Below are 26,258 nucleotides of genomic sequence, written 5' to 3' on the forward strand. Positions count from 1 at the left end.
CATTGTCATTGCAGGAAACTTCCACCCAGTCGACTGCTGCAACCGATCGGGATTTAATCTTCGTAGTGATCGAGCGTCATCGCGAGCTATCGGCGCATTACGATGCGGCCTTGTCCGTATCGGCGAAGCTCAATGAGGGGCCCGAGTTTGATGCAGCCGACAAAATCAGCAGTCAAAGGGACCATGCTCTCGCGAAGCACGCGAATGTGCTCATCCGTTCAACGCCAACCACGATCGCGGGCGTTATTGCTCTCACCCGTTACGTTGGCAGCCTACGAGAGTGGGAGCTTCCCGATGATGATTCGTGGTATCGGGTTTTCTTAGAAGGGCTGGCAGACGCGATCGATGGAATTGCCATGGCGCGGCGGTTTGGGCAAGACGGCGATTAACATGGCGCTCGCTTTCATCTTCCGCGGCATACTTTTCTGGGGGGCCATAGCTGCGCTTCTCTACTTCCTGTGGAAGTTGCCCTTCTGAAGCCCGACGATTAGGGGCTCGCCCGAGCGAGTGTCGAGGCAATGAGGAGCGGAGGCTTTTCAACCACGGTAAGACGCCTCGTAGCATCGAAAGGTACGCGCTTCGAAGCAGCCGTGGCGGCCCGAGCTAATGCCACCTGCTCGGTTTGTTTGACCATTTGGCACTTGATAGCTGCCTGAGCAAGCAGCTCGGCTCCGCACGGCTGTCGGCCTAGCCCGTTTCAGGAAGGTTTGTTCGCTCTATTCTCGAGATCCAGGCACCTCGTCATCAACTTATACAATGTTTCGGGCTCATCGAGCATAAGCCCGTCGTCGATCATGCGCTTGTAGTCTTGCTCCAAGACCGTTCGCGATTGTCCTTCGGGGACAAGCTTCAAAGATCCTTTGACGGCTGCATGATAGTCGATGACCGCCCCCTTAGGATCCTTTTCAAAAAAGAACCACGTCTTGTGTTCTGCGACGATCTCGGCAAGCTTTTTGTCCTTCAACGCCGCCTCGGCAATCTTCGCAAAGCCTTGCAATGTCGTACCAATGGCGGGCGAAGCGTTCGCCTTTCAGTTTGCCTTGGACGCAAAAGACGTGGATCGCCGTGGCCTTTTCCCATAAAGTCCGCTCTGCCTTCATGATTTTTGGCTTGGCGGTGGGAAACTCGAGGGTCTCGAGGTATTCCGCTGCGTCGCATACCACATCATGGAGTTCGCTCGGCTCGCACCGTAAGCTTTTGATAGCGAAGTTCCGCCTTTGAAGACGAGATGTTCGCCTAAAGGCGAGGAAAAGAGCGCGTTCAGGCACAAGACGACCCAGACATCCTTTTCGAGAAGATGTGCCGGACGACCTGAGTTGGACGCAGCAACGCCGAGCGCCTCTTGGAGCTCGGCGTCACACAGCTTTAGAAATCTATCCGACACGGACTTCGCTTACCAGCTTGGCAAGCCAAGTCGGAAAGGAAGAAGCAGCAGACTTCAGCTCCTTCACTTCGGTCGGGGTCAATTTCTGACTGACGGACCTCAATGCTCGTTCTGCCGTCTCTGGGCCCACCCAGGCAAGCGCACGCACTACCTCACCGGTGCGTCGGTTCGCCAAGGCAAGCTGCCAACGCGGTGCATGCTTGAGCTCCACGACTTGCTTACCAAGGCGGAGCCTGCGCGAAGGGCCAGAGGTCAGATAAACCTGGCGAACAGGTACTTGCGTCGTCAAACCAAGATGATTGGCCGCCGCCGCGCCGCTGGAAACGATGGTTTCGCCGCTGCGAACCTTGGTTTCCTCGACGACTTTCTCGACTGATGGAGCTCTAACTCCGAAACGGCTTTCAACTGGACGCAAATAGATCCCTCGTCTCGCGCGCAGAAGTCTTCCTCGCTCGGCAAGACGCGAAAGAGCCTGATCGACGGCAGCACGCTTTCCAAGATGCAAAAGCGCCTTGGCAGCGATCGGTGCGCCTTCGGGCAATTCTTTGATTGCTTCCAGAATCCGGGTGCTCAGGTGGGTCATGGCTCACGCTCCAGTGTCAGAAACATAGGAGAACTTCTGACAGCCTCCAAGTGGATGGATCTATAAAAAGTCCCAAAGCAAATGCAGCCACTTAGCAAAAAAGGGCCAACTTGTTACGCTTTTTTTACGGACAAGCCCCCTCAAAGAGCTCGGCCATCCCCCCGCCCCCGGAACTCACTACTTTCGCGTTTGTCGCGAGCCGGAGAAAACCGAGAATCCCCATCCACGCAGAATGAAGCTCTGCCGACGTTTCGTTTGCCCGCCAGAGAAGATCTCCAGCTCTCGGGAAAACAGACATCGACACCGGCGCTCAGCGACAAGCCGCTCTCTATTTGCTCCTGCCGCATCCGCCGCCCCGTCGCGACAATACGGTAATCCTACCGATATTGCACGAGCGCTGAATTGGTATCTGTCCGCCAAGAGCGGCAAAGAACCACCGATGACCGATGAGATGATGAACCTCCGCACGCTCGTGGAGAAGACCCCCGATGCCGATCTGTTGCGCGAGATGATCGGCTTTGCCGCCCAGCGGCTGATGGAGTTGGAAGTCGAAAGCCAGACCGGAGCGGCCTACGGCGAGAAGAGCGCCGAGCGTCTGGCCCAGCGCAACGGCTACCGCGACCGGAGTTGGGAGACCCGCGCCGGCACGGTCGAGCTACGCATCCCCAAGCTGCGCAAAGGCTCCTACTTCCCGGGTTTCCTGGAGCCGCGCCGGATGGCCGAGAAGGCGCTCACCGCCGTGGTGCAGGAAGCCTATGTGCAGGGCGTCTCGACCCGCTCGGTCGACGATCTGGTGCAGGCGATGGGCATGAGCGGCATCTCCAAGAGCCAGGTGAGCCGGCTGTGTGCCGAGATCGACGACAAGGTGAAGGCATTCCTCGCCCGTCCGATCGAGGGCGATTGGCCCTACCTGTGGATCGACGCTACCTACGTGAAGGTGCGCCAGCAGGGGCGCATCGTCTCGGTTGCGGTGATTGTCGCGGTCGGCGTCAACAGCGACGGTCGGCGCGAAGTGCTCGGCATGGATATTGGTCCCTCCGAAGCCGAGACGTTCTGGACGGCGTTCCTGCGCAAGCTTGCGCGCCGCGGCCTGCGGGGCGTCAAGCTGGTCGTCTCCGACGCCCACGAGGGCATCAAGGCGACCGTCAGCAAGGTGCTCAACGCCAGCTGGCAACGCTGCCGCGTCCACTTCATGCGCAATGCGCTGGCCCATGCCGGCAAAAGCGGACGGCGTGTCGTCTCGGCCTTCATCGCCACCGCGTTTGCACAGGACGATGCCGAGACCGCACGAGCGCAGTGGCGAAAGGTCGCCGACCAACTCCGCCCTAAGCTGCCAAAGCTTGCCGGCTTCCTCGACGAAGCGGAGCCTGATGTGCTCGCCTACATGACATTCCCGCCCCAGCATCGGACCAAGCTGCACTCGACCAACCCAATCGAGCGCCTCAACGGCGAGATCAAACGGCGGACCGAGGTCATCGGCATCTTCCCCAACGAGGACGCCATCGTCCGCCTCGTCGGCGCGATCCTGCTCGAGCAAAACGATGAGTGGGCCGTCCAGCGCGCACGCTATATGACGCTGGAAACCATCGCGCCTTTGAGTGATGATCCAACCGTCAGCTTTCCGGCTATCGCCAGCTGACGTAACCTGTCCGGCCACGCCGGCGAACGCGGTGTCCCACCGCGAGTTACACCACGCCACGGGACACGATCTCTCGGAACTCTCATGGCATTGATTTATATGGCGTAATAGATCGGATTGGTGCACCTCACCCGCTCCCCTCGGGGCTCTTCACCCGCTCCAATCATTTCAATGGCTTAGACTAGCGTGAATTCGTGTGCCGCGGGCCGTTACAAATGCGGTCGGCGAAAAGCCTAGTGTTTACAAGCGTTACCGTCCGTTCCGTCATCGGTTGCGAGACGTTGCCAACGAGTCCGTGTGACATGATTGGCACATGACTGTTCGGTTCATTCTCCTGCTCGCCGGCAAGCTTGCAACCCGTCGTGGCGAAACTTATCTACTTCCGACACTGCTCAAAGGGAGGGCGTTCAGATGTCGCAGGAACGGGATTGGTCGAAACAGCATAGCAATCAAAACTATAAGCCCGACGCTACTAAGAATTATCGGCCTGCAACGGCGCCCACTCCGCAGCCGGGCCACGGCGTTGATGGAAATTACGTTCCGACTACCGATTCCTCCGCCCCAAGTTCGCCGCCTCCGAAGCCCAAAAAATAATACGCCTCAAAGCCGATACCGCAGAGTGACCTTCGCGATTTGATCTGCGGGGATATAGGTAATTTCGTGTCCCCACATTGGATCAGCATCAATCGGATGAGGCTCTGAAACGAAGCCCACGCCCCGCTTGCTTTGCTTGTCGGTCATCTTGTCAGTCACATACATCAAGATGTCGCCCTTGGCGCCTAACACACAGGGGCCGTTGGGACTGCTTCGAAATTCGCTTAGGTCGGCGCACATTAACCAAGTGCCGTCCTTCAATTGGACGCTTAGCTGAGTTGCTACGCGCCGCTCGCCAAATAGCGCCGTCCAAGCACTTGGTAAATCGTCCGAGTGACTAATGCTGCGCAAGGCGTACTCGAAGTGAGGCCGGACAAATCTCCGCCAGATCGCACCGGCCAACATTCCGAAAATGAATGTGATCCCGGACGTTGCGACCAACGACAGTCCGAGTGTCCACTTACAAAAGTAAAAAGCGAACGCCGAGACAAACGCAAAGACCAAAGTCGCGAATGTGATATCGGCAGGTTTATGGTGGTCTCGAATTCCGACGTTCGCTACGTAGTACGCTGCATATCCGCTCGCGACCAGAAGCAACGTTGTCCAAGACTGATTCAGAGCTAGTTCGACTGCTTCTTTCGTCATCCGAAAAAGATAGTCCGCTCTATTTGAACAAGCAATTCGGCGTTTGCCCACAAGATGCGGTTGTCTAGCTTTGCACGTTTAGCGGCCGCAATGCCGACCGCGATGGCTTCGGTTATCGATAGATCATGAGCACCGGATCGAAGCGAGTGCCCGGCTTGATCCGCTGGGGCATAGCATCATCTTGCAACAGTCGCCTGAGATAGAATTCACCTTTTGGATCGACCCTGGAGAATTCCAGGCGATTAGAGGTGTCATCGCTTAGTGCGACGATGAGCGCTTCCCAGGCTCCTCCCCGACCGACCGGCCGCGATCGTTCATCCGTCATGGTCCGAGCATCAAGCCAGATAGGCCAGCCCGTGTATTTTGGATTGCTTGCCGCAAAGGTCGCAAGAAAGTCCTTGTCGGGCAGCGCTCCTGTACGCGGCGGATCTATTGCGAGGGCGATCTCCCAGCTCAGCCGATTGAGAAGGGCTTGCTCCACAATGCTGAGCCCGCGGTCTTTTTGTGTTCCCATGAAGCGCTCTTGTCCTTGCTCAAGAAGAGCGGCGCAGCGTTTTCGCTGAGCATCGCCCGGGTGAGCGTCACCTTGAAATGCGGCAACCAGCCGATGCATCCTGGCCCGCCAACTGCCGGCGGAGAAACCTGCCGATGTCCGCCTCACGATTGTCAAAACAGATGTCGAGAATGTCCCGCCAATCATGGGGGCGAGCAGGCGCGGTGCTCGGCGTTCCGTTGGCATGCAGCGTACGAAAATAGACCTCGCTAGCGACCAACAGCTTGTTGCCTAAGCCGTTTGCTAAGGGGTTCTTGACGACGACGGGGACGCGCACCCCGGAGGAATGGCGATGACCGGATAGGTACCGCTTTCATGCTCAACAAAGGTGACTTGAACCTCGAACGGCTCATTCGCTAACGCGAGACTAAGCCCTGAATAATGTCTGGGTGGAAGTCAGATATCGGTGGGTGCGTTAGCGGCGTCAGGTAGCAGGGTCTTGTCGTCAAAGCCAACGACCAGGAACCCGCCGTTTCGATTGCGTAGCGCAAATGCCGCCTTCACGATCTTGGCGATACCAGCCGGCTGGACGGATCGATCCACTGCTTGATCTCGACGCTGAGGGCTTCTCCCGGGCGGGCGACAAGCGTCCGAATCTGGTCATCATCTAGAATCACGCATCGAAGTCCGAGTCTTGCTCCAATGGCTCCATCATGCCTCGCTGTCGAAGGGCCAGACTCTCGATATCTTCAGGATTTATGTGGGCGGCCAGTTTCACGTTGATCGCTCTCTTTATGATCCCCAACTTGAGCAGCAACTCGGGCGGTTGACCTGCCTGCAAGATAGCGGGCATGAGAACGTAAGTACCGCAGCGATGATACCCTGTAAGAAAACGGTCGATATTGACGCTGTCGTTTGGCTCCATAGTCATGGATCTTGACGCGATCGCCAGCCCCTGGCCGGACTGATAAGCACTCAGATCAGGCTGTTTGGATGCAATGAAGACTAGATAGTGGTTCGGGCTTTGCTCCGGCAATTGCCGTATAATCGTCAAGTAAATTTCTTCCTCAACGTCTCTTTCACCAAAGCGGGCGCGCCAGCGTTCGAAGATCTTAGTTGCGGCCTCTCTATTTTCGAACATGAAGGCCATAGCCGGAGCCCTTACGGGCCCTAAATCTGCAAAGGCTACACCCTTCCATCGAGCGCTGTTCCAGGCATGCAGATCGATAACGGACCGAATGGTGCGATTCCGGTGGCTCTTCGGCTCCTTCGAACTGTCCTCTTCTTCGCCAGCCGCGGACGGCTTCGTCTCGAATTCGAGGCGCTGCAAGACCGGCCGCTTCGGCCGCAGCTCATAGTTCTTGTGAACAAATTCGTTCCAATCGGACAGCCTCGCTACGTCCTGTGACATAAGCCTGCGGTAGCTGTTGGTGCTGGCGGCAATAAGCGCCATACGCTGCTGCACAGCCTCATCTTCAAAGATCTCGTCGAGCAACTTCTTGGGATTGTCGAACATGCATGTCGTGACGAGAACTTGGCCAGATACGAGAGCGAGGAACTGCTGAATATCAGCGTGACGGTCGAAATTCGCGGGGGGAAGCCCGATCGGCCAGACGATCTCACCGGACATGTCGATGTTATCGATCTCAAATTGGGGCTCCGACAATCCAGCGCCTGCCTTCAGTTTAATCTGAAAGCGCTCGGCATGAGGCATGATGCGCTGTTCGAGCGATGTCGAGAAGAACGCTTCCAGCGATCCGAGCACAATTGCGGCGACATTGATCAGTTGATCGGTCCCGTCGAACTCGATGTCGATCGTCATCCCAAGAATTCGGGTCTCAAACGTCTGTCGCTCTCCTTCGATACTCAAAATCAACGGACCGCGGGTTTGCTCGGCTATCGGCTGGCTTGCAAGTATTGACAAAAACCGGCTCACATCCTCGTCACTTTCGGACTGGGGAAGGCTACCATCGGCACGCAGCAAATCCTCATACCCGAGGGCATAGAGGAGCGCGGTTCTCGCTGTGAAGAGCCCCAATCCTTCCAGGACATCTGGCAAGCTACTCAGCTTTCGCACGTCATTCTCCCCTAAATTCAGGAGAATACTGCCCAATGCCACATCAAGTTCACATAGGTCTTCCTTGACCTTCGCCTTCGACTCCTCCTCGAGGGGCAGGACTTCCCGGGCACCGTTTAGAACTTGAATGGCGTGGAGCAGGTCGGGCATATGCCGCATGGCAAGCGCAATCCACGCCCAGATCTTCAAGGTGGGAATGATACCAACGGGCGGCTGGCTATTTTCCTCCCCCTCGATGGCAAGCGTCGCGGCAGCGAAAATTCCACTGGACCGAGCGGCCCACAAGAGACCGGCACTCCTGTATGCAAGCATCAAGCGTTGCACAGCATCTGTTAGGCTCTCTGCATATTCCTTTTTGGTGAGACCGATCGCGGCTTTTCCCAGCAGCCTGATCATTTCGAGGTTGTCGGACAAGTCGAGCTTTTGAGCTCGCTTGAGAAGAATAAGAGCCCCTTCGGCTTCGCCGGTGCGTTCCGATACGAACGCCGCGAGCTTCTCGATCAGGCTGGTATAAGCTGGATCATTACCTGCGATATTGCCGCCGAGCTCGATCATCCTTTCGAGGCGACCGGCATCGAACTCGCCCAGCCCCCTCGCCTCGTCCAGAACAGAAGCGTAGTCTCGCCACACGCCCGAAAAGCGCTCGGGCTGCTGCTCGAGCAGCGCGTCGTTGAGGCGAAGGATCAGCAGGGAGGTGACAGCTTCCAAACGATTGTTGGGTTGATTTCGATCGGCCGCGATTGGTTCAAGCGCCTGCCTCAAGCGGGCGGTACGCTCATCGTATTTGCATTCTTGGCGCGAGAGGTGATTGTAACCGATAGAATTAACCAGGAGCTGGTTGAGGTTGCAGAGAAACTCAAGGTTCTTGGAATGTGTTGCACACAACGCAAGCTTCTCGAATTCCGTATAGGCGCCGTTGACCAACCCAACGTCGTCGAACCACCAGAAGGCTGTCCAGATCTGCTCATATTTGGCTTCAAGCTTCTGGCGATAGGAGCCGTCGGCCTCCGCCAGTCGAATAGCACGCAAGAAGCGGCCGTCCGTCTCGGTTCGTGGACGCTCGAGGTTACGTGAGAGTTTGGCGGCGATCAGGGCTTCGGTGACGCGCTGCCGTTCCATGCCTTCGAAAGCTTCGGGATCATCGAGCAACTTCTCGGTCTCGGCCAATTGCCGTGCCCGCGAATAGTCCGTAGGACCGAGGCGCAGGGGATCATCCTTTTGCTGGCCGATCCCGAGATAGTTGAATGCGAGATCCTTGCGATCCTTTTCGATGATCTCCGTGACAATCCAGGATCGATCATGGATGGTGACCGGAATGCTGTATTGCTTGGTTAGTTCATCTTCAAGTCGGGCCCGGTCTTTGGCTTTCGCGAATCTGCTGGTGATGCAGATGATCCGGTCATAACCGCGGCCTGTCTTAACGAGGCCCTCGACATCGCTGCGGACCTTTTGAGCCCATCTCTCCTTGGCGCTAAATGCGAAGGCCCATCTTTCACTCCCCTCCCGCGGCTGCCCCACATAAGTAAGTGCCGCGACACCCTTCGTGACAGGATAGGTTTCGGTGTCTGCTTTGCTATCGCCCCCGCCTTCGGGCCCGGTCTGAGGGCGCAAGTGCGGGCAGATCGTGCGCTCGCAAAGCTTGCGGCAGAAAATTTCGAAGTCGTGCGTCTGATTGCGCTTGGTGATCGTATCGAGATGATATTCAAGCGCCGGCTTGTCGAGGACGTAGGACGCCCGATCCTCGGTATCGGAGTAATACTCAGGCCGAAGCTTTCTCATGAAGCCCGACGGCGTGAGTTTGCCAGAGGGGTTTGAATTTGCTGGTGGGGACGATTCGTCGCTCATTCCAGAACATTAACAGAACCCGCATGCCGGGGGCGGAAAATGCGCGAGTCTTCATTGTTTTGCACGGATTGATTATTGACGGCTCAAACGAGTCCGCCGCTCCGAACATGACACTATCCGCCGTTAGATCGTGGGTCCTGAACTGTGCCGCAATTTGGCATACCGGAGTCCGATCCTACTGCGGCGGAGCTCCAATTCCGCGTGACGCCGGGTTGCTTGCCGCTCCTTCAGAGCCTTCATCGCCACTCTAAGCCATTCGCAAAGTTCGCGCCGCGCCCGGCTCTCAGCGTAAGCCTGCCAGCCTGCGCTGGAATTCGGATTTCAGCGCAAGTTCCTCGGCTTCGCTCTCTTCCATAAGCCGTTCGGTGCCGGCATCGTCCGTCATTTGGCTTGCCGTACCGTTCGCCTGCGCTCACCCGCAAAGCTTTGCAAGTCTTCTGGCTGCGGTCACCGCTTCGGAATCCCTCGTAACAATCGGGGCGTTGCCGAACATTCCACCCGCGACGCCGCTCACGTACCCTATCGCAAGCCTTCCAGGCAAAGGAGGCAACGGATGATGGATTGGTTCAAGAGCGAACGTCAGAAGTACCGGACCAGGCTTAGTGAGGCGCAGCTTGGCAGATACCCGTCGCTGTCGGGCTTTGATGCGCGAAGTGCCGAGCTGTATGGAAAGGCTTTACCGCGCGGGGTGCTGCTCTCTCGGCTCGACCGGGACTGCGAGCGCATGACGTTCTGGATGCCGCCGGCACAGTTGCTCAGCTATCAATTTCAATTTGGGCAGATCATTCTCGGCAAGCTGGCCGGCACCTATCTCGGGTATCTCGACGATAGGCGGATGGTGACCATCGCAGGTGCGCGTGCGGGCAAGACCTCGACGGTGCTGGAGCCCAACCTTTATCTCTCCCCCGGCTCGATGCTGGTGCTCGACCCCAAGGGCGAGCTTGCGCGAACGGCCCGATTTCGGCGGGCGATGGGGCACAACGTATATGTGCTCAATCCATTCGGCCAATCGGGCGAACCAAGTGCCTGCTTCAATGGCTGAACTCGATCCGGACGACCTCAACCTTGTGGATGACGTCATATCGATCGTCAATGCGTTGGTGCCGGACGACGGCGGGGCGCGGTCGAAGCACTGGAACGACAGTGCGCGCATCCTGCTTGCTGGGCTGATCCTCTGCACACTGACGCTGCCGGAAAGCGAACGCAATTCGGTGACGGCGCGCGAGCTTCTATGCTTGACCTATGCGCCGCTGTTGCACGCGGTTAAGGCCGCTGCCGACCGCGCTTTAGTCGAGGCATCGCCGGAGGAGAAGCGGCAGCACTTCGACCGGAACGGGCTTGCCATAAAGGCGCTGCTAAACCGGATGATAACGATGGGAAGTCGCTTCGGTGGCATTGCTGCGGCGATCGGTACCAGTTTCCAGCAGACGCCGCAGCAGGAGAGAGGTTCGATATTCAGCACGGCGGCGGCACATACGGATTTCCTCCTTCTGCCGTTGCGGGCCACGCAGCGGCGCTCGGATTTCCGGCTCTCGACATTGCGCAGCGATCGGCCGGCGACGATCTACATGTGCCTGCCGGTCGGACGCATGGAGCGCCATGCGCGCCGGATGCGGATTATCGTGCAACTGACCTGCACGGTGCTTGAAAGCTTCGGGTCTTATCCTCGTGACCAGCTGCCGATCCTGTTCCTGATGGAAGAGTTCGCAGTATTGGGCCACATGGACTTCATGGAACGAGCCGCGGCGTACTTCCCCGGCTTCGGCGTCAAGCTATGGGGGTGGTGCTGCAAGACATCACGCAATTGCAGCGTCACTATTCCACGGGCTGGGAGACGTTCTTAGGCAATTCGGGCCTAGTGCAGCTATTTGCGGAATGGCGATCAGGAGACGCTGCGCTATGCGGCCGACCGGCTGGAAAAGCTGATCGAGCCGTCCGAGCTGCGCTCCGCCTTCATGCGCGAGCGTTTCAGCCAATTGCTGCTGATGCAGGGCATGCCGGCGGCGGCTGCCCTGCGCCTGGAGCACGAAGATGTCGATATGATCCGCGCGCGCGCCGAAGCAGCGATCAGCACCCAATAACTGGCATTCGATCGATCAATAGGCCGCCGGGAACATCGCCTTCCCGGCGGCCCCACAGTTGGTCCGTCGCGAGCTTCAGATCCGCGATCAGCACCTCGGGCGTGCGGTCGTTCTCGTCAAGCCGGTTGGCGGTCACATACTCGACGAACCGGGTGCCGCAGATGCCGCAAATGACCATCTGAGCGGAATCATTGTCCTTCATATGCAATTCGGGCCAGTTCTCGCCGATTTCGTCGGCGTAGGCTGTCTGCAGAGCTGACAGCCGGGCGCTGTCGGTCATTGTCCACTCGGACGCGAACCGAAACAGCGTATCATACAATAGCCTGTCAAGCAGCCATTTCTGGTACTGCTCCGCGCTCGCAAGCCTCGCCAGCAGCCCGCGCGCCACGTTGACGTGACGCGTGGGAGTTTCCCGTTGCTCGATACGATTCGACGCCCTCGCAGGCATGGAGCAGATGATGCTCGAAAGAGAGCAAGCGATTCACGCATTAGCTGACACGCTGGAGCGCCTCGTCGTCCTTACTCGTTGCCAGAGGATTGGATCATTCTCTGCGACAACGATGATCTGCGTCATATGTCACGGACAGCGGCAAAGACGTTGTTGGCGAAGGCAAAGAAGGAGACGGCCCGTCGATGGCTTTATGAGCATTTCGACCCGAGTGAAATGGACCGCGAGCTTTCGGAAGATATCGAATACGGTGCCGACACCGAGGAGTTTGACCATAAACAATTGAAGCGACACGCCCTCAATTCGATCGATGATGTCGTGTCGACAGTCAAATCTCTGCGCGAGGCGTACGCAACGCTTGCGAGCAGTCCCCATTCGTCAGTGGCTCATGAGGCAATGGTGGCGGCGCGCGTGCAGTATGGATATTCAAAGGAACGACTAGACCGGATCGATTGTTTCGGTGAAGATGTGCGTCGGCAATGCCGGCGTATCATCAATGAGATCTACGGCGGCACGGAGAAGTCCTCCGGATCGGTGGTCTATCTGGTTAGCACGGACAATCTGGAATTCGTGAAGATTGGGTTCACCTCTTGCCTTGAACGGAGACTAAGGCACTGCGGACGGCTTCGCCTGGCGAGCCCACAATTCACCCGACGATCCCAGGCACGCGATCACTTGAACGCGATTTTCACACGCGCTTCGAAGCCGCTCGCTACATCGCGAATGGTTTCGGCTGACGGCAGAGATCAAGACGTTCGTTGCCTCGGGAGGAGAAGGCTGAAGCTTTCGCTAGGTATTCGCCCTCCTGCGCCGCTGGTCGGCGACCTCAACGAACTCCCCGTGACATTAGTCCGACAGGGGGCTTCGTTCCTAATCATGGCCTGCCGGACGCCTTGGTGCCAAGATCAACAAACTAGCCGTCTGTGACGGGAGGAACGCCATGTTCTTGGGGTGTAAGATTTGGATTGTTGTCTAGCGCTGCTGCAAAGCTGTTCCAGGCACCAGGATCAATGGGCCAGCGCTTGGTATCGACAAACAGGTCATCGCCGGCAAAGACGTAGCCAATCGCAGCGTTGGGGCAAAGTGCTTGCAGCTCGTCTTTCGCGGTTGAGAGATACCCACTGTGAACCCAGGCTCGCGCATAGCCAAGCTCGACGATGCCCTTGGCAACCTTTCTGAGGACAGTTTCACTTCCAAACACAGTCATCGCCGTGACCTCCAGCGGTAAGATTGGGGAGATTGCATAGTTTGGCTCTGTCGTTAAGGTCAGACGTCTCGCGGGGCATGCGAAAACCCCACCAATTGCTTGGCGGGGGTGATCTGCACGGTTCGAGGATGGTTGTGATGTTAGCTGCGAAACGCTTCCATCCTGCGCGATCCGTTGGGGCCTCTCGCCGGACGCCGTGCAGATTGCTTCGCCGCCTTGGCCAGTTCTTCCTTGGCGCCAAGGAGCTCTGCGATGACGGTCTCGGGTGTGGTGAGGATAAGCTTGCTCTGCTCCCCACCCGTGAGATCCCGCCATTTGAGCCGTGTCTTGTAGGGCTTCGACGGAGTGAAGCTTTCCGTCGGCTCGAAGGTCTTGACCCTGAAGACGATCGCCCGGTTAACGGCCACGCCATCCTCGGTGAAGAGATGCAGCTCGTGCTCGGCAGCGAACGCCTGTGGCGTCTGCTCGGTGAGAACGATATCGCGGTTGAGCATAACGATGCGCGCCTTGAAATCCTTCTCCGGATTGGCTGCGGGATCGAAGGGTTCGACCAACGCAACCTGTTCGACGGCGACCAGTCTTTTTCCTACCGTGATGACTTTCATGGATATCTCCTTTTTGGTGATTGATCGGAGATAGAGGCTAGCCAGATCGGACGTCGATGAGGATCGAAAGGATTGGGAATCGATGCGGAAGGATTGCGAATGTTTCGCGATCGATCACTCGATAAGCTTCGCGAGCAAGGCCGAACGCCGGCTCAGCTGCATTCAGAGAAGTCAATCGCTAATGGCGTTTGGGCAGCCTCAGGACAGCCTTGCCAAGCTCTTGCAAGAGATCTTCACCGTGCAACATGCGGCTCATAACCTCCTCAAGATATTTGTCAAAGTCACCGTTGTTAATTGACGAGTGACTGGCCGCAATGATGAAGTTGTAGGCCGTTACATACCGCACGCGGAGCTGCGTTCGACCGCGGACATCTTCAATTTTACCACCAATCTCAGCTACACCATCGTCATATTGAGATCGGTTGATAACGTGTTTTCCGTCAACCAAGCCATATTCTTCCCAATAGTATCCGAAATGTCCCTCACCACTCATTTCCTCAACAATGCGCTCAGCCGTCTGCGAATAGATCCCGATCGGCTCCATCGGATCAAGCTCGACATACATAAAGTCGCAATAATAGGGGCCTGGCTTCACGGCAGCGATCCGGCGAATCAAAAGCTCGTTCTCGTCCATCTGGTAGAGACGATCGCGAAGGTGTTCAAACGCCCGGATCGGCAGATTGCTTGGTCCTCGGAACCACCAAACAGGCTGAGCATCGGCGTACTCGATAGGCGGCTCGAGCAGCTTGAGAAGACGTGTTTTAACCTGTTCTGGGTCCTTGAACCATTGAACGCCACGCACGCCGGGGAAGGCTTGTGCAAACCTTCCGGAGAACCACACGGTACTGTGCTCTCGCAACGAGGGAAGCCGTTCATCCGATTTGTTCAGGCGAGCACACGCGGCATCGGCGATTATTTCAGCGAAGAGCAGGTGGTCATTCGCTTTGAGGGGCCCGACATCGCCGCGCGCTCCACGCCGCACCGAAAGCCAATGATGCAGATCGCGGTAAGCGGGGGCATCTCCTCGACGGCGATACAGCTCGTGGGTCAAGAAGTCCAAGCCTTCTTGAGTGTCGTATTCTGCGCCGGGGTCGGCATGGCGATCATCAGAGTGTGCCGCCATGGCGGCATGGCGCATGATATCTTTCGGCGCGGGGTCGTCACCGGCGTAAGGCTTAATCCCGCCCTCTCCCTTGGCGTTGACGGCCAGAAAGGTGTTACGCTTCTTTTGGGTGAACCGTAGTCCTTCGATTGCAAGGCGATCCTTGATTTCGCGCGTGCCAGCGCCCGGTAGGCCTTTAAACTCCTTGCCATCCAAAAGACTCAGATAGGCATTCTCCTTGAAAAAGCCTCGCGCGCCGTCCTTGTGAATGTCTCCCATGACCTCATGAGACGTCGACACGACGATGCTGCAAAGTGGTTTTTCCGGATCTGCCTCGGTCAAGACGGTAGCTAGCTCGGCTTCGAGACGGATCTTGTGCTCAAGTAACTTTTCGAGCCAACCGCGCCGCGCGAGCGCGTCCATAGGCTTGTTGGGAAATAGCACGACAAGATCAACGTCGCTGCCCGCGCCAAACTGCGCCCCGCCCCGGTAGACGAGGCTCCCGAATAAGAACACTCCGGCGGAGTCAATGTCTTTGACGACGCCCTCGCTCCAGGCGACAAGGCGTTTCTTGAGGTCAGCAATCAGAGCTGTGTTCGTCATGACGTACGGGATTAATTGCGGCCTATAGAATGCGGACGAGCAGCATTAACGCGACGCGGCAGAAGCGTCAAATTCCCACCGTGCAGAGAAACACTTGATTCGACGATCCATCCGAAACGACCGGCTCAACTCGGTCGAGAGATCTCGTTCATATCGTTTTGGACAGGCAAGGAAGAGGGACATACGATCGCACCGCAATTGGCTACAGTGATTTCATTCAGCCGTATGCGATGAGGTACCGAGCACCATTAACGCATGTGCAAGACGTAGACCTTGGGAACGTTTTGCGTTGCAACACGAATGAAATTGACTTCAGGCCTACCAAAAAAATCAATTGGCGGGTCCCTTCGCCCCTCTCTTCGCAGGGGAGAGCGGCATCCTGCACGGTGAACTACCTTTTTTCGGCAAGCACCAAATGGTTCCGAAAATCGTGCTCTTGAGAGAGCTCTCGTCGGTGGCGACTGGAAAGCCCTTCGTGTTCGCGAGGGACCGCTCAACACTAATCGGAGGACAAATGCAGCCACACCCCGTACCGCAGAACAACAGGTTCACCTTGCCGACGATATCCGCCGATGCGATCGCCGATTTTCTCTTTCACGGTACAAGCGAGGATCAGCGCGCCCGCAATCGCCGCAATCTCGCGGGGAGCGCTGCGAGCTGTTCTCGGAGCGGGCCAGCGCGACGACTCTGCTGTCATAGGCAGCGCTCCGGGCATGACAAGAAGTCGAGCTCCCCACACTTGAGCAAATACCGACTCTCGATCGTCCATCGCCCGTCCGATATGCAGTCGTCGGTCATCGAAACCGATATCTACGCCTTCTTTGTCCTTTAGCCGTTTTTGACTTTCAGGATCGCTCTTGCCCCACCGTATCTTCCACTAGACCTGCACAAGTGCCATGTTTCTGAGCGTCAGGTAGTCCTGCAAGTAATCCTTGGAAATCGAAACATAGGTGTGTGTGCCCAGCGGATATTTTCCAACGGAAGGTGCAGCGACGGTCACAATGTTGTGGCGCGGCTCCTGCGGGTCGTCCCAATAAACAATCCCTTCATTCGCAGAGCGGGGGACGAGTCCATAAGTCATCAGAAATCCAGGGTCGGTTTGGAGCACCGTTTTTTCATGTAATGACCAGGCGAGTACGAGCGGCTCATATTTATCGCTGGGCAGACCTTTCGCTCCAATCCAAAATTCGGGTTTGAACGGACGATCTTCCAAATAGACCGGATGGGCCGCTGGTACTGACATCGTGATTCAGTTTAACCAGGCCCGTCCGAACGGCTTCGATTTGATTCAGTGGCACAAGCGCAGAAATAGTCTGCGCTGCCTTGCGTGGGGCCGTTCGTCAAAGCTCTTTACTTCCGCAACGACAACGTCTTCGTGGGCCCAAGGATCTTCTCCGGCCAGATGAGCCAATGGGGCTGGCGACCAGCTGTCCGTCATGTCCCCTCGCCCCCAACCGTTAAATTTGGCTCTTTATGACTTTAATCGGAAGATCGTCGATGTGCAGCATGCAAATATGAAGGCTTATCGGAGGGCTCAAGTCCAAGCCTCCAATAATTGTTCTTGTTTCAACTGGCGACCGCAATACCAGCTATTCGCTGGTCGGTAGAGCTGCTTGCTGCATGTGGATCGACCGACCTAGCTCCGGGTCACGCAGCTATTTGAGCCCATGGACCAACGGCGCAAAGAGATTTGCCAGATCGGTATCGCTAAACTTGTCGGACTCTTGCGTGGGAGCTGACGAAAACAATCTTCGCGTTGTCGCTTGTTAAGACAATGCTCTATCGCGCTGCGGAAGGCCACCCGATCGTCATATGGACCACCCTCAGCATTCAGCTGTGACCGGGCCCGATACGGTTTCTGAACAAAGGACAAGTCCACCCAGTCGACTCCAAGGTCAATGCCGAACGCTAGGTCGGCGCGATCTTTCTTGGTGAGCGGAGATAAGGCGAGCATGGCCCCCGGTACGTTGACCCCCTTGTGGTCCGACACCAAGCCTCCGACCTCCACTTGCGCAACGATTTCTCTGTCTCGCGGCTCGGTGACCCTCAAGCGCACCCGGCCATCGTCAATGAGAAGTTCTTGTCCGGGATGGACGGCTGCAAAAATCTCCGGATGAGGCAAGAGTATTGCTTTGCTCCGTTGGCTCCATCATCACAAAGCGGACCGTTTCTCCAGCACGCAAAACCAGCCTGCCTTCTTCAAGGATCCGATGCTGAGCTTTGGACCTTGGAGATCCTGCAGGATGCCTATCGGCCAGCCGAATTCCCGCTCGAGTTCACGGATACACACATAACTCTTGGCGTGTCTTCGTGGGTTCCGTGACTGAAGTTTAGCCGAAAAAGATATCTACCCCGGAAAGGTAGAGAGCACGTATCTTCTCAGGCTCGGCACTTGCCGGACCGGCTGTTGCCACGATCTTGGCGTGACGCGAGCGACGCAACGTATCCCCCATCTGAAGATTGTGATCGATCTAGTTATAAAGACCAAAGCCGACGCTTACGGACTGCAAGCCAATGTCCTCTTCGTCAGTCGCTTAACACCATGCGATGGAGGCTATTGGCAAAGTAAATCCTGCTTTGAACCGATCCATGACCACCATCGTTTCAATGCGCTTTATGTCTGAACTTTCCTCTGTAAGGCGCCGAGCAAACCGCTCGTAATCTTCCATGTCGTTTACGGTAACTAGCAAGACGAGGTCAGCCAGACCTGTAACGTAGAATGCGCTCATCACTTCAGGCATCTTGCTAATTTGCCTCTTTAGACGATCAACGGTATCGGCACGCGCGCGCTCCAAGGAAATGAGAACCACTGCGGTCACATTACGCCCAATTGCTTTTGGAGAAATGATGGAAACGTCGGCCTCTATGACACCCGTCGATCGAAGGCGCTTCAGCCGACGTTGAACTCCGGATGCGGATAGGCCGACCTTCCCTCCAAGTTGTTCACTACAGAGGCGATTGTCTCGTTGGACGAGATCAAGAAGACGAAAATCGATCTTATCGAGTTGCATCACTGCCTCGCGGCCAGCGGATTGCGATCGCGTCGGGGAAGCAGACGCCTGCGCCGCTTGTCCTGACATTTTCGACTCCTCACTACGCCGCCTAGCTGTTGAACGATCGATTTCGCCCGCTGTCATATGTCTTGGAACACCTACTAGGAGCCGAGCTCTTTGCGATACATCGAAGACAGTTCGTGCGCCGATCTCCCCCTCCGCCGGGGCTCACCAAACTCGAACCCGGCCGCCCTCTCAGGATGTCGCGGGTCGGGCCGACGTTTCTATCGATGCGCGCCCCGGACCCGAGCACATATTCCCCGCCACAGACGAGTGTGGTACACGCTCAAGCTCCGGAGGCGACGGCTTTTTGCTCCTGATCAGCGGAAAGCACTATTGCGTTGACGGTGCGATATGCGAATAGGATGGCGGGACCGATTGTTATGCCTGCGCCAGGATAAATTCCGCGCATCGGCGACGTCATGTCGTTGCCGCAAGCATAAAGACCCTGGATTGCGTTGCCTTGTGCATCCAGGACGTTTCCGTAACTGTCCGTCGCCAATCCGGTCGCCGTGCCGAGCGTTGCCGGAACGATCGGCAGCGCGACAATGGTCCGTCTTTGATTGGTCCAAGATTTGGATTTTTCCCGACGGTCGGATCGCCGAGCGTGCGATTGAAAGCCGATTCCCCACGCTTAAAGAGGGATCCCGTCCTTGGGCAGCGTGCCCGTTGTGTTCCTCGATCGTCTTTTGAAGCACAGCGGGATCTAGTCCCAGCTGCTTTGCGAGCTCAGAAATCGTTTCACCTGCCTTGAGGTAGCCAAGGCGCACATATTTACCGATGCTCAACGTCCAGGGCCATGGCAGTAGGTGTCCCATACCCCTCAATCGAACGAACTGGTGATCGCAGATGAAGTAGAATCGCTTATCTGCTGGATAGCCGTTTTCAAACATTGCCAGGCAAATATCGTGGTACGAATTCGATTCGTTGACGAAGCGTCTGGCATTTGGACCGACAGCAATGACCCCAGGACGGCCGCGGTCGAGCGAGCCGTATGGCACAACCTGCGAGCCGCTGCCGCGTTTCAGGATTGAAGCCGGGGTCCAGAAGCCGGCCGATGCGACATCTTTGTCGATGGCGGCCCCGAGCGTAGTTGCAAGCCCAATGCCGTCACCGTTAACATCGGCGTGGGCCAACGTAACATCATGCTGGTGTGCACCACTGAGGTCCGTTCTCAACTGCGCGTTCCGGGCAAAGCCGCCAGTTGCGAGAACAACACCACGTGAGGCGCGCACGCGGATGCCAACGTTGATCCGCTTGATAATGGCACCCGTGACGCGCCAGTCTTCCTTCGTGAGTTCGACCGCTGGAGAATATGGCCAAATTTCTACGCCGTACTCGCGCAGGCTCACCAGCAGCCGCGCGATCAAGGCATTTCCCCCGCTGAGCTCAGTACCACGGCTGAAGCTGAGCCGATCCCGCCCATAGCGGCTCAGGCAAGTTAAGACGTGTTTGAGCGACGCAACAGATTGGAGTGGGTTGAGAAAGCTTTTCACCTCACTCGATGAGATCATCGTGCCCCCGGGCACAACCCGAATGGGATGACCAATCAAATCGAAGTCCTTGCCTAGAAGCCGCCCATCATAGGGGGCGGGGCTCAATGCCTGTCCCTTATCAGCGCCGCCAAGTTGGCTCGACTGATAATCGGGCGTAATGGCTAGGGTAAACTTGACACTCGTGCCGTTCTCGAGCGCGGTTAGCGCCGGCGGGCTGTCTTCAAGATAAGCATCAATGAATTGCGCACGATAATAAACGCCGAGTTCGTGCTGCAGGTATGTCCTCGCATCGGCGATGGTATCATCGATGTTAGCCGCGCGCGCCTGAGCAGAACAGGGAACCCAGACCATGCCATTCGAAAAGGCCGTCGTTCCGCCAAGACGGGGAGATTTCTCGCACGCAAAATGGAGCAGCTGATCGGCCGTGATCGCGACGATCTTCTTGTCTCGCCCAAGCTTGACGGGAGCATAGTGCGTGGCCGCAATGGCCCGCCCCGCGTTCTCGAGCAACCTTGTGGTAAAGACATTGAGGCCGAACAGATCGACCAGCGCCGGATAGAGGATGATGTCGCTGTGAGTGGCCAATTTAGCGAGTAGCGCAGGCCTTGCGCTGCTCACCAGAAGTTTTGGAAAGCCATAAGGCAGCTCAGACACAACTTCGCCGAAAACTGCGCTTCCCCTGCCACCCTCAACCCCGACAATCGCGCTGATCGTTCCTGCCCCCAGGAGGTCACCAACCTTACTGCGCGTCCTTTCAGCAATCTGCTGCAAGAGTTCCGTGGGGGTCTTCGCATCGGCTGGTTTGTCGCGGTCATCCCTCTTAGTGCCGATGTCGATCAGGATGGTCTTGCGGCCGCACGCCTCGATAATGTCCGCAAGGTAAGACGCCTCGCGGCCCTTGGTATCCAGCGTGGCCACGATCGCGACCGCATCCGTAGTCGCGGATCCAGTCGCCAGTTCGGACAGGTTACCATCCCAGGCCGACCTCAGGTCGTCCGTGCAATGGTGAGACACGATCTTCCTCCCAGAACCATTCCTAACAACAGGTGGTCTAGACCCGGCTCTACCCGGGTGTAAGATCCGCGAGGCGTCCAAATGGGTAACATTGGGTAGAAACGTTGAGAGCAGTTCCGGCAAACTTGCCGCACAACGGACAATAGCTAAAGGCGCAGAATTGCAAGTCTACGCGTCCTCTTTGCGCAGCCTTCCAGAAGGCTCCCTGCTGGTCATGGCGGCCCTTGCCAATCCGCGATTGAAACGACTGTCTTTTGCGAGACTTGCTAACCCTCGACAAGACAACGTCAGCTCCTCATGTCTATGCGGCGATAATCATGATCGACCCTTTCGCTTGCTGGGAGGATATGGCCGAATCGTTGAAGGATGCCCGCATCACCGGCGTCGCCAATTTCCGCCCGCATCTATGATCGAGCGGTCGGCGGCGGGCGCACCTGTTGATGCCGGACAGGAGCTCGAACTTCGGCGGATGGAATGGTTCATAAGTCTTGGAAGGCGTTGTTTGCCGTCGCGAGCGATTCTGAAATTGCTGCAGCGGAGAAGCGATTTGGCTCCCATCTGGACGAACTCATCCATCTACCAGCAGAGGCTCTTACACCGAGGACGAGCGAGGAGACGGAGCTGGTAAGCCTTGGCCAGCACGGATCGTGATTACCAATGGTCGCGCTTTTGGATGGGACGACTTCGAAGCGGCCAACTTGAGCAAAGTGACGAGCGGGACTGCTCTGTAAGATCCGCAGCTTCCTGAGCAGGGGTTTGTCTTGACGACCCCAGAAGGCTGCCGGTCGGTTTTGCCATCCTCAAGGGCGGCGTCGATCCGACGCGGGCGCCCCATATGAAGATCAGATCGGGCTAACCTGCGCCGCCTGTCATACGGGGCATCTCGAATACAAGAATGTCAGCATACGGCTCGACGGTGGGCCGGCGATGGTCAATGTCGGCGACGTTGAAAGAGTGATCGGGCTATCGATCGGCTACGCGCTGATGTTGCCATGGCGATTTGAGCGTTTCGCCAGCAAGCTGGAGCGGATCAAAGGGCAAAGCGTCGATCGAAAGCAGATTCGAGGCGATCTGGAGCTCGCACTTCAAAAGATCAAGAACCAAAAGGCAGCGGCCGACAGACTTTTGACGGGACAGGGAGTGGCGGATCTCGACGAAGGGTTCGGTCGACTTGATGCGCTGAACCGGATCGGGAACCAGGTTTTCTATACGAGCCTACTCGATCCCGCGACTGGCGAACTCCGGGACCCACTCCTCAAGGGCAATTTCGCGCGGCACGATGCGCCCGTGAGCTTTCCGCCAATCTGGGACACGCCGTACTTCCTTTGGGCACAGTATGACGCTTCTGTTCTCAACGAACTCGTTCGCAATTCCGGCGAGGCGCTCGGTGTCAGCGCGACAATCAATATGACAGCGGCCGCGCCCGGACGGCCGCTTTTTGCGTCGTCGATACATCTATCCGAAATCGCGCGGTTCGAAGAGCTTCTTCGCGGCGCCGATCCCTTTTCGGCGGGCGATGCAAGCCGCGGAAAATTTACCGGGCTCGTGGCCCCCCAATGGAAGGACGCGCAGGAGAAATTCCGCGGTGACCCGGCTTGGGCGACTGATGAAAAGCTCGTCGAACAAGGTCGCGATCTTTATCGCGCTCACTGCTTTGAATGCCACCGGGGCCCGGTCAACGATACTGCCTTCGACAAAAAGTGGCCGGAAGATTCGTTCTGGAGCCCAGAGAACCCCGATCGCTCAGCCAAGAACGAGAAGAATTGGGTGGAGATCGGCGGACGGCATTATTTCAACGTGGTCCAGATGCCGGTCACAGCGATCGGCACCGACCCCCAACAATCCAGCGTCCTCACGACGCGGCGCGTTCACCGACCCGCGTCACTAGGATTAAATCCTGCAGATGACCTCAACAAAGCCGGAGGTTGTGGCCTTCCGGCAGATAAAGGGGCAGATCGTCTGTTTGTACTCGCGCTCATGGACGTGGTCGGCAAGACGATTGACCAATGGATGATTGCGAACGGCACTTCTGAAGAAACTAAGCGTCAAATGTGGGGACCGAGAAAGAACTGCCAAAACCAACGGGTCTATGTCGGGGCGCGTGCAAGCCGCAACGGGAAGGACGAAGTTGTTCTCGCCCTTGAACCTCAGTACCGGGCGCGCCCGTTGGACGGTGTCTGGGCGACAGCTCCTTATCTGCACAACGGGTCCGTTCCGACGCTGAGAGACATGTTGGTACCGCAGGGCCAGCGGCCGACGTCGTTTTGCGTCGGCAGCCGTGCGTTCGACCCGATCAATGTCGGACTTGTTACCAAAGCACAGTCGGCCGACAGTTGTGCGGCCGGCTTGACGAACTTCGATGTGTCGCTGCTTGGGAACAGCAATCGCGGACATTCCTTCGAGGGCAAGGAAACCGACTTAAGGAAACCGCCGGGCGTGATCGGACCAGAATTGACCGACGCCGAACGGCGAGCGCTTGTCGAGTATCTCAAGACTCTATGAGCAAGGCGTTGCCCGCCGACGTGCACGTCGGCGCGGCTACGTTGGATGATCCGCCGAGCCGATTCATCCCTCTCTCAGCGGCGTGCACCATCGCCGCGAGAGCGAGGACGTCGACGCCCGACTTCGCTTGCATCGACCCCGAGCCTTTCGAGGCTTCGGATCACGCCGCCCCTCGCCTATCCCAGAGCCCGATTGCTGTTCAGTACGTCGACGCGAAATTCGGCTTCCCAACGACCTGCGAGATCCGGTGCCTGGTCGGCTGGCCCATGCGACGGTCAAAGCATAGAAGGCGTCAAGTGCCTGGCCGATTGCGGCGCAGACCACATCAACAATGGATCACACGAATATCGGCACCGCTCTAGAAGATGGATCGCAAAACTGTGTCGCACTGTGTGCACCGTCACGCGTTTGTTCAGATCCGCTGTGATTTGGGCCGAGCAGCACGCAGCATAAAGAACGGTCGCATCAAGCGGCCGCTAAGTGTCGCGGCCGGCAAATAGCCTGCGTGTCGGTCGGGTTAGCCGCCAATAGGCCCTTAGACTGTTAAGAAGTCGTGGCGAGAGCATGACGTCCCTGCCGCCCTTGCCCGCTCGACCCGGATTGCCTTCCGCTGTCTGTCGATATCCGGGATCGCGAGGAAAGCCACTTCCGACACGCCTAATCCCGCGGCATGGACGTCGTCAGCGCTATGCGGCTCCTTAGGCTCAGGATTGCCTTCAGCAAGCTCACCACCTCCTCGGCAATCAGCACGATCGGCAGCTTGCGAGGCTCTCGCGCGTAGGCGATGCGCTCGGGACTCTCGCTGTGGCCGAGCGTCACGCCGTCGAAAAAGTGCAACGCACAGACCATCTGGTTGAGATGCCGCCAAGAGATCCCTGTCACCCAAAAGGTGAACCTGGAACGTATGAACATCCTCCAAGCGGGCGATCGGCGAAAACAATCGGCTAGGCTTCGATACCGCGTCGAGATATGATCGGCTGCGTTGCCGGAGACAAGTGCCCACCGTCATGTCCTTGATCATGCGGCGGCTCACCTGAGCCATCAGAAACGTCCTGTCTGAAGGGGTCGGCCCTGAGAACACCCGGATCCTCTCAGACGGCAGTCGGCGCGAGCGGCTTCGTTCAATCACCAATCAACAAATGTCGCGCCAAAGACCCACTTTCAGGCAAATCCAAAGAGTAGCTTGTGGAGTCCAAATCGACGGCTGGGAGTTTCTTCCTGGAGGCCAGTTCCTGCCGATGCTCGACTGTTGATCGTTGACCACTCCTTGTCGCGGCGGCGTTGCACCGAGGAGGGTATGCGCATGGCTTCGCGGTACTTCGCGACCGTGCGGCGGGCAATATCAATGCCCAAGGCGCGCAACCGTTCCACGATGGTGTCGTCCGACAGGATCGCGGAGGGCTCCTCCGAATCGATCAGCTGCTTGATGTGGTGACGCACCGCTTCCGCCGAATGCGCTTCGCCGCCGTCGGCCGAGGCGATCGAGGCCGTGAAGAAATATTTCAGCTCGAACGTGCCGCGGTTGGTCGCCATGTATTTGTTGGCGGTGACACGTGACACCGTGGACTCGTGCATCTGGATGGCGTCGGCGACGGCCTTCAGATTGAGCGGGCGCAAATGCGCGACGCCGTAGGTGAAGAACCCGTCCTGCTGGCGCACGATCTCGGTCGCCACTTTCAGGATGGTGCGGGCGCGCTGGTCGAGCGCGCGCACGAGCCAGGTCGCGTTCTGCAACGCATCGGTGAAATAGGACTTGTCGCCGTCCTTGCCGATCTTCTTCGACAGCTCGGAATAATAGGTCTGGTTGACCAGCACGCGCGGCAAGGTGTCGCTGTTGAGCTCGACATGCCAGCCGCCGTCGGGACCCGGGCGGACATAGACGTCGGGCACCATGGTCTGCAGGCGCGCCGAGCCGAACTTCATGCCGGGCTTGGGATTGAGGCGGCGGATCTCGCGGATCATGTCGGCGATGTCCTCATCGTCGACGCCGCAGATCTTGCGCAGAGCCGCGATGTCGCGCTTGGCGAGCAGATCGAGGTGCTCGACCAGCGCCTGCATCGCGGGGTCGTAACGGTCGAGCTCGCGCAGTTGGATCGCCAGGCACTCGCTTAAGGAGCGCGCGCAGACCCCGGGCGGATCGAATTTTTGCAGCACGGCGAGGACGCTTTCGACCTCGGCCTGCGACGCGCCGAGACGCTCGGCGGCCTGGCCGAGATCGGGCGGCAGATAGCCGGCCTCGTCGACGAGGTCGATCAGGTACTGGCCGATCATGCGATGCCCGGGCGCGGTGAAGGCAACCGAGAGCTGCTCGGCGAGATGGTCCGACAACGTTGTCTCGGCCGCGACAAAAGCTTCGAGATTGTAGTCTTCGTCACCGGAGGCGCCGCCGCCCCATTCGGTATAGGTGGTCGGCGCGGCATCCTGGGCGTTCCGCGCAGCTGCCTCCGCCAGCTGTTCGCCGCTGACCTGATCGACTTCAGTCGGGGCTTCGGCGCCAGCTACATGGTCATTGGCTCGCTCCAGCAGCGGGTTTCGCTCGAGCTCCTCCTCCACGAAGGTCGTGAGATCGAGATTGGACAATTGCAGCAGCTTGATCGCCTGCATCAGCTGCGGCGTCATGACCAGCGACTGCGACTGCCGGAACTCTAATCTCTGCGTGAGCGCCATGAAGCAAGAACCTTTACTGAAGTTGGCCCGCGTTTTGCTCATCTAGTCAGGAGCTGATCCACGCGTATTTGATGTCGCGCAAAAGCAGATGCGAGGTGAGATATTTAATGAAGGCAGCCAACAGCGGGACACCGAAACACTTGCGAAACTCCTTCGTTAAGTCCGTGAGACTAGAGAACTAGAGATTAGGAGGTGGCACTTTGACCCGAGGACATGAACC

The 26,258-nt window shown here is 57.6% G+C and carries 21 protein-coding genes and 3 pseudogenes; 7 read left to right on the top strand and 17 right to left on the bottom strand.

Features of this window, described 5'->3' with window-relative positions; genetic code table 11:
• The first annotated feature begins 2 nt into the window (after nucleotides 1-2).
• A complete protein-coding gene (locus tag I6F12_RS24695) occupies nucleotides 3-389 on the top strand; it encodes a hypothetical protein (RefSeq protein WP_225157439.1) in 387 nt (128 codons plus the stop codon).
• A 308-nt stretch (nucleotides 390-697) separates the two neighbouring features.
• Here the strand turns inward: I6F12_RS24695 and I6F12_RS24700 are convergent.
• Together I6F12_RS24700 and I6F12_RS24705 are read right to left on the bottom strand one after the other, a co-directional pair.
• Nucleotides 698-1,384 (bottom strand): annotated as a pseudogene (locus I6F12_RS24700) (nucleotidyl transferase AbiEii/AbiGii toxin family protein).
• Complete coding sequence (locus I6F12_RS24705) at nucleotides 1,374-1,967, bottom strand: DUF6088 family protein (protein WP_225157440.1); 594 nt, start codon at nucleotides 1,965-1,967, stop codon at nucleotides 1,374-1,376. Before I6F12_RS24705 ends, I6F12_RS24700 begins: the two are co-directional and overlap by 11 nt.
• A gap of 439 nt (nucleotides 1,968-2,406) precedes the next feature.
• On the opposite strand from I6F12_RS24705, the gene I6F12_RS24710 reads away from it, so the two are divergent.
• Nucleotides 2,407-3,606: an IS256 family transposase gene (locus I6F12_RS24710; RefSeq protein ID WP_225157441.1), complete on the top strand. Its 1,200-nt coding sequence runs from the start codon at nucleotides 2,407-2,409 to the stop codon at nucleotides 3,604-3,606.
• A 600-nt stretch (nucleotides 3,607-4,206) separates the two neighbouring features.
• Here the strand turns inward: I6F12_RS24710 and I6F12_RS24715 are convergent.
• The 4 genes from I6F12_RS24715 to I6F12_RS24730 all read right to left on the bottom strand — a co-directional run bounded on the left by I6F12_RS24715 (nucleotide 4,207) and on the right by I6F12_RS24730 (nucleotide 9,260).
• Nucleotides 4,207-4,845 (bottom strand): hypothetical protein, encoded by a 639-nt coding sequence (locus I6F12_RS24715; RefSeq protein WP_225157442.1) that lies wholly within the window; start codon nucleotides 4,843-4,845, stop codon nucleotides 4,207-4,209.
• 112 nt (nucleotides 4,846-4,957) lie between these two features.
• Nucleotides 4,958-5,458 (bottom strand): hypothetical protein, encoded by a 501-nt coding sequence (locus I6F12_RS24720; RefSeq protein WP_225157443.1) that lies wholly within the window; start codon nucleotides 5,456-5,458, stop codon nucleotides 4,958-4,960.
• Nucleotides 5,459-5,794: 336 nt separating this feature from the next.
• A complete protein-coding gene (locus I6F12_RS24725) occupies nucleotides 5,795-5,941 on the bottom strand; it encodes a hypothetical protein (RefSeq protein WP_225157444.1) in 147 nt (48 codons plus the stop codon).
• A 70-nt stretch (nucleotides 5,942-6,011) separates the two neighbouring features.
• Nucleotides 6,012-9,260, bottom strand: coding sequence for a hypothetical protein (locus I6F12_RS24730; RefSeq protein WP_225157445.1), 3,249 nt, complete (start codon nucleotides 9,258-9,260; stop codon nucleotides 6,012-6,014).
• A 553-nt stretch (nucleotides 9,261-9,813) separates the two neighbouring features.
• Here I6F12_RS24730 and I6F12_RS37365 point away from each other — a divergent pair.
• Genes I6F12_RS37365 through I6F12_RS24740 form a run of 3 tightly spaced genes read left to right on the top strand, consistent with a single transcriptional unit; the run spans nucleotide 9,814 to nucleotide 11,341 of the window.
• A complete protein-coding gene (locus I6F12_RS37365) occupies nucleotides 9,814-10,302 on the top strand; it encodes a type IV secretory system conjugative DNA transfer family protein (protein ID WP_275970516.1) in 489 nt (162 codons plus the stop codon).
• Complete coding sequence (locus I6F12_RS24735) at nucleotides 10,295-11,104, top strand: type IV secretory system conjugative DNA transfer family protein (RefSeq protein WP_275970518.1); 810 nt, start codon at nucleotides 10,295-10,297, stop codon at nucleotides 11,102-11,104. Before I6F12_RS37365 ends, I6F12_RS24735 begins: the two co-directional genes overlap by 8 nt.
• Nucleotides 11,105-11,128: 24 nt before the next feature.
• On the top strand, nucleotides 11,129-11,341 hold the full coding sequence (locus I6F12_RS24740) for a hypothetical protein (RefSeq protein WP_225157446.1): 213 nt from the start codon (nucleotides 11,129-11,131) through the stop codon (nucleotides 11,339-11,341).
• Here I6F12_RS24740 and I6F12_RS24745 read toward each other — a convergent pair.
• A complete protein-coding gene (locus I6F12_RS24745; RefSeq protein ID WP_225157447.1) occupies nucleotides 11,328-11,621 on the bottom strand; it encodes a hypothetical protein in 294 nt (97 codons plus the stop codon). The two genes, I6F12_RS24740 and I6F12_RS24745, sit on opposite strands and share 14 nt — an antisense overlap.
• Before the next feature lie 321 nt (nucleotides 11,622-11,942).
• On the opposite strand from I6F12_RS24745, the gene I6F12_RS24750 reads away from it, so the two are divergent.
• Nucleotides 11,943-12,716 (top strand): hypothetical protein, encoded by a 774-nt coding sequence (locus tag I6F12_RS24750; protein ID WP_225157448.1) that lies wholly within the window; start codon nucleotides 11,943-11,945, stop codon nucleotides 12,714-12,716.
• On the opposite strand, the gene I6F12_RS24755 is transcribed toward I6F12_RS24750, so the two are convergent.
• The 8 genes and pseudogenes from I6F12_RS24755 to I6F12_RS24790 all read right to left on the bottom strand — a co-directional run.
• Complete coding sequence (locus I6F12_RS24755) at nucleotides 12,703-12,996, bottom strand: hypothetical protein (protein ID WP_225157449.1); 294 nt, start codon at nucleotides 12,994-12,996, stop codon at nucleotides 12,703-12,705. The genes I6F12_RS24750 and I6F12_RS24755 overlap by 14 nt on opposite strands.
• 140 nt (nucleotides 12,997-13,136) lie before the next feature.
• A complete protein-coding gene (locus I6F12_RS24760; RefSeq protein WP_225157450.1) occupies nucleotides 13,137-13,601 on the bottom strand; it encodes a hypothetical protein in 465 nt (154 codons plus the stop codon).
• Between the two features lie 178 nt (nucleotides 13,602-13,779).
• Nucleotides 13,780-15,306, bottom strand: coding sequence for a nucleotidyltransferase domain-containing protein (locus I6F12_RS24765; protein ID WP_225157451.1), 1,527 nt, complete (start codon nucleotides 15,304-15,306; stop codon nucleotides 13,780-13,782).
• An 877-nt stretch (nucleotides 15,307-16,183) separates the two neighbouring features.
• Nucleotides 16,184-16,549 (bottom strand): hypothetical protein, encoded by a 366-nt coding sequence (locus I6F12_RS24770; RefSeq protein WP_225157452.1) that lies wholly within the window; start codon nucleotides 16,547-16,549, stop codon nucleotides 16,184-16,186.
• Between the two features lie 609 nt (nucleotides 16,550-17,158).
• Nucleotides 17,159-17,747, bottom strand: a pseudogene (locus I6F12_RS24775) (pyruvate kinase); the annotation flags it as partial.
• Nucleotides 17,748-17,840: 93 nt separating this feature from the next.
• Complete coding sequence (locus I6F12_RS24780) at nucleotides 17,841-18,317, bottom strand: Lrp/AsnC family transcriptional regulator (RefSeq protein WP_036042999.1); 477 nt, start codon at nucleotides 18,315-18,317, stop codon at nucleotides 17,841-17,843.
• Between the two features lie 328 nt (nucleotides 18,318-18,645).
• Entirely contained in the window at nucleotides 18,646-18,861 is a 216-nt protein-coding gene (locus I6F12_RS37370; RefSeq protein WP_225157453.1) for an FAD-binding protein, read from the bottom strand.
• A gap of 196 nt (nucleotides 18,862-19,057) precedes the next feature.
• Nucleotides 19,058-20,869, bottom strand: a pseudogene (locus I6F12_RS24790) (FAD-binding protein); the annotation flags it as partial.
• A gap of 846 nt (nucleotides 20,870-21,715) precedes the next feature.
• Between I6F12_RS24790 and I6F12_RS24795 the strand changes: the two are divergent.
• Entirely contained in the window at nucleotides 21,716-23,371 is a 1,656-nt protein-coding gene (locus tag I6F12_RS24795; RefSeq protein WP_345944188.1) for a di-heme-cytochrome C peroxidase, read from the top strand.
• A 657-nt stretch (nucleotides 23,372-24,028) separates the two neighbouring features.
• Here the strand turns inward: I6F12_RS24795 and I6F12_RS37515 are convergent.
• Nucleotides 24,029-24,253, bottom strand: a complete 225-nt coding sequence (locus I6F12_RS37515; protein WP_345944184.1) for a hypothetical protein — start codon at nucleotides 24,251-24,253, stop codon at nucleotides 24,029-24,031.
• 279 nt (nucleotides 24,254-24,532) lie between these two features.
• Entirely contained in the window at nucleotides 24,533-26,038 is a 1,506-nt protein-coding gene (rpoN, locus tag I6F12_RS24805; RefSeq protein ID WP_225157455.1) for an RNA polymerase factor sigma-54, read from the bottom strand.
• Nucleotides 26,039-26,258 lie beyond the last annotated feature (220 nt).

Source organism: Bradyrhizobium sp. IC4059 (assembly GCF_020193615.1).
In the GTDB taxonomy this organism is placed as follows: domain Bacteria; phylum Pseudomonadota; class Alphaproteobacteria; order Rhizobiales; family Xanthobacteraceae; genus Bradyrhizobium; species Bradyrhizobium yuanmingense.

Excerpts from the sequence above, each read along its gene's own strand:
- I6F12_RS24705 (WP_225157440.1), bottom strand. The coding sequence starts at position 1,967 with ATGACCCACCTGAGCACCCGGATTCTGGAAGCAATCAAAGAATTGCCC.
- I6F12_RS24710 (WP_225157441.1), top strand. The coding sequence starts at position 2,407 with ATGACCGATGAGATGATGAACCTCCGCACGCTCGTGGAGAAGACCCCC.
- I6F12_RS24715 (WP_225157442.1), bottom strand. The coding sequence starts at position 4,845 with ATGACGAAAGAAGCAGTCGAACTAGCTCTGAATCAGTCTTGGACAACG.
- I6F12_RS24720 (WP_225157443.1), bottom strand. The coding sequence starts at position 5,458 with ATGCATCGGCTGGTTGCCGCATTTCAAGGTGACGCTCACCCGGGCGAT.
- I6F12_RS24730 (WP_225157445.1), bottom strand. The coding sequence starts at position 9,260 with ATGAGCGACGAATCGTCCCCACCAGCAAATTCAAACCCCTCTGGCAAA.
- I6F12_RS37365 (WP_275970516.1), top strand. The coding sequence starts at position 9,814 with ATGATGGATTGGTTCAAGAGCGAACGTCAGAAGTACCGGACCAGGCTT.
- I6F12_RS24735 (WP_275970518.1), top strand. The coding sequence starts at position 10,295 with ATGGCTGAACTCGATCCGGACGACCTCAACCTTGTGGATGACGTCATA.
- I6F12_RS24745 (WP_225157447.1), bottom strand. The coding sequence starts at position 11,621 with ATGACCGACAGCGCCCGGCTGTCAGCTCTGCAGACAGCCTACGCCGAC.
- I6F12_RS24755 (WP_225157449.1), bottom strand. The coding sequence starts at position 12,996 with ATGACTGTGTTTGGAAGTGAAACTGTCCTCAGAAAGGTTGCCAAGGGC.
- I6F12_RS24760 (WP_225157450.1), bottom strand. The coding sequence starts at position 13,601 with ATGAAAGTCATCACGGTAGGAAAAAGACTGGTCGCCGTCGAACAGGTT.
- I6F12_RS24765 (WP_225157451.1), bottom strand. The coding sequence starts at position 15,306 with ATGACGAACACAGCTCTGATTGCTGACCTCAAGAAACGCCTTGTCGCC.
- I6F12_RS24770 (WP_225157452.1), bottom strand. The coding sequence starts at position 16,549 with ATGTCAGTACCAGCGGCCCATCCGGTCTATTTGGAAGATCGTCCGTTC.
- I6F12_RS24780 (WP_036042999.1), bottom strand. The coding sequence starts at position 18,317 with ATGCAACTCGATAAGATCGATTTTCGTCTTCTTGATCTCGTCCAACGA.
- rpoN (WP_225157455.1), bottom strand. The coding sequence starts at position 26,038 with ATGGCGCTCACGCAGAGATTAGAGTTCCGGCAGTCGCAGTCGCTGGTC.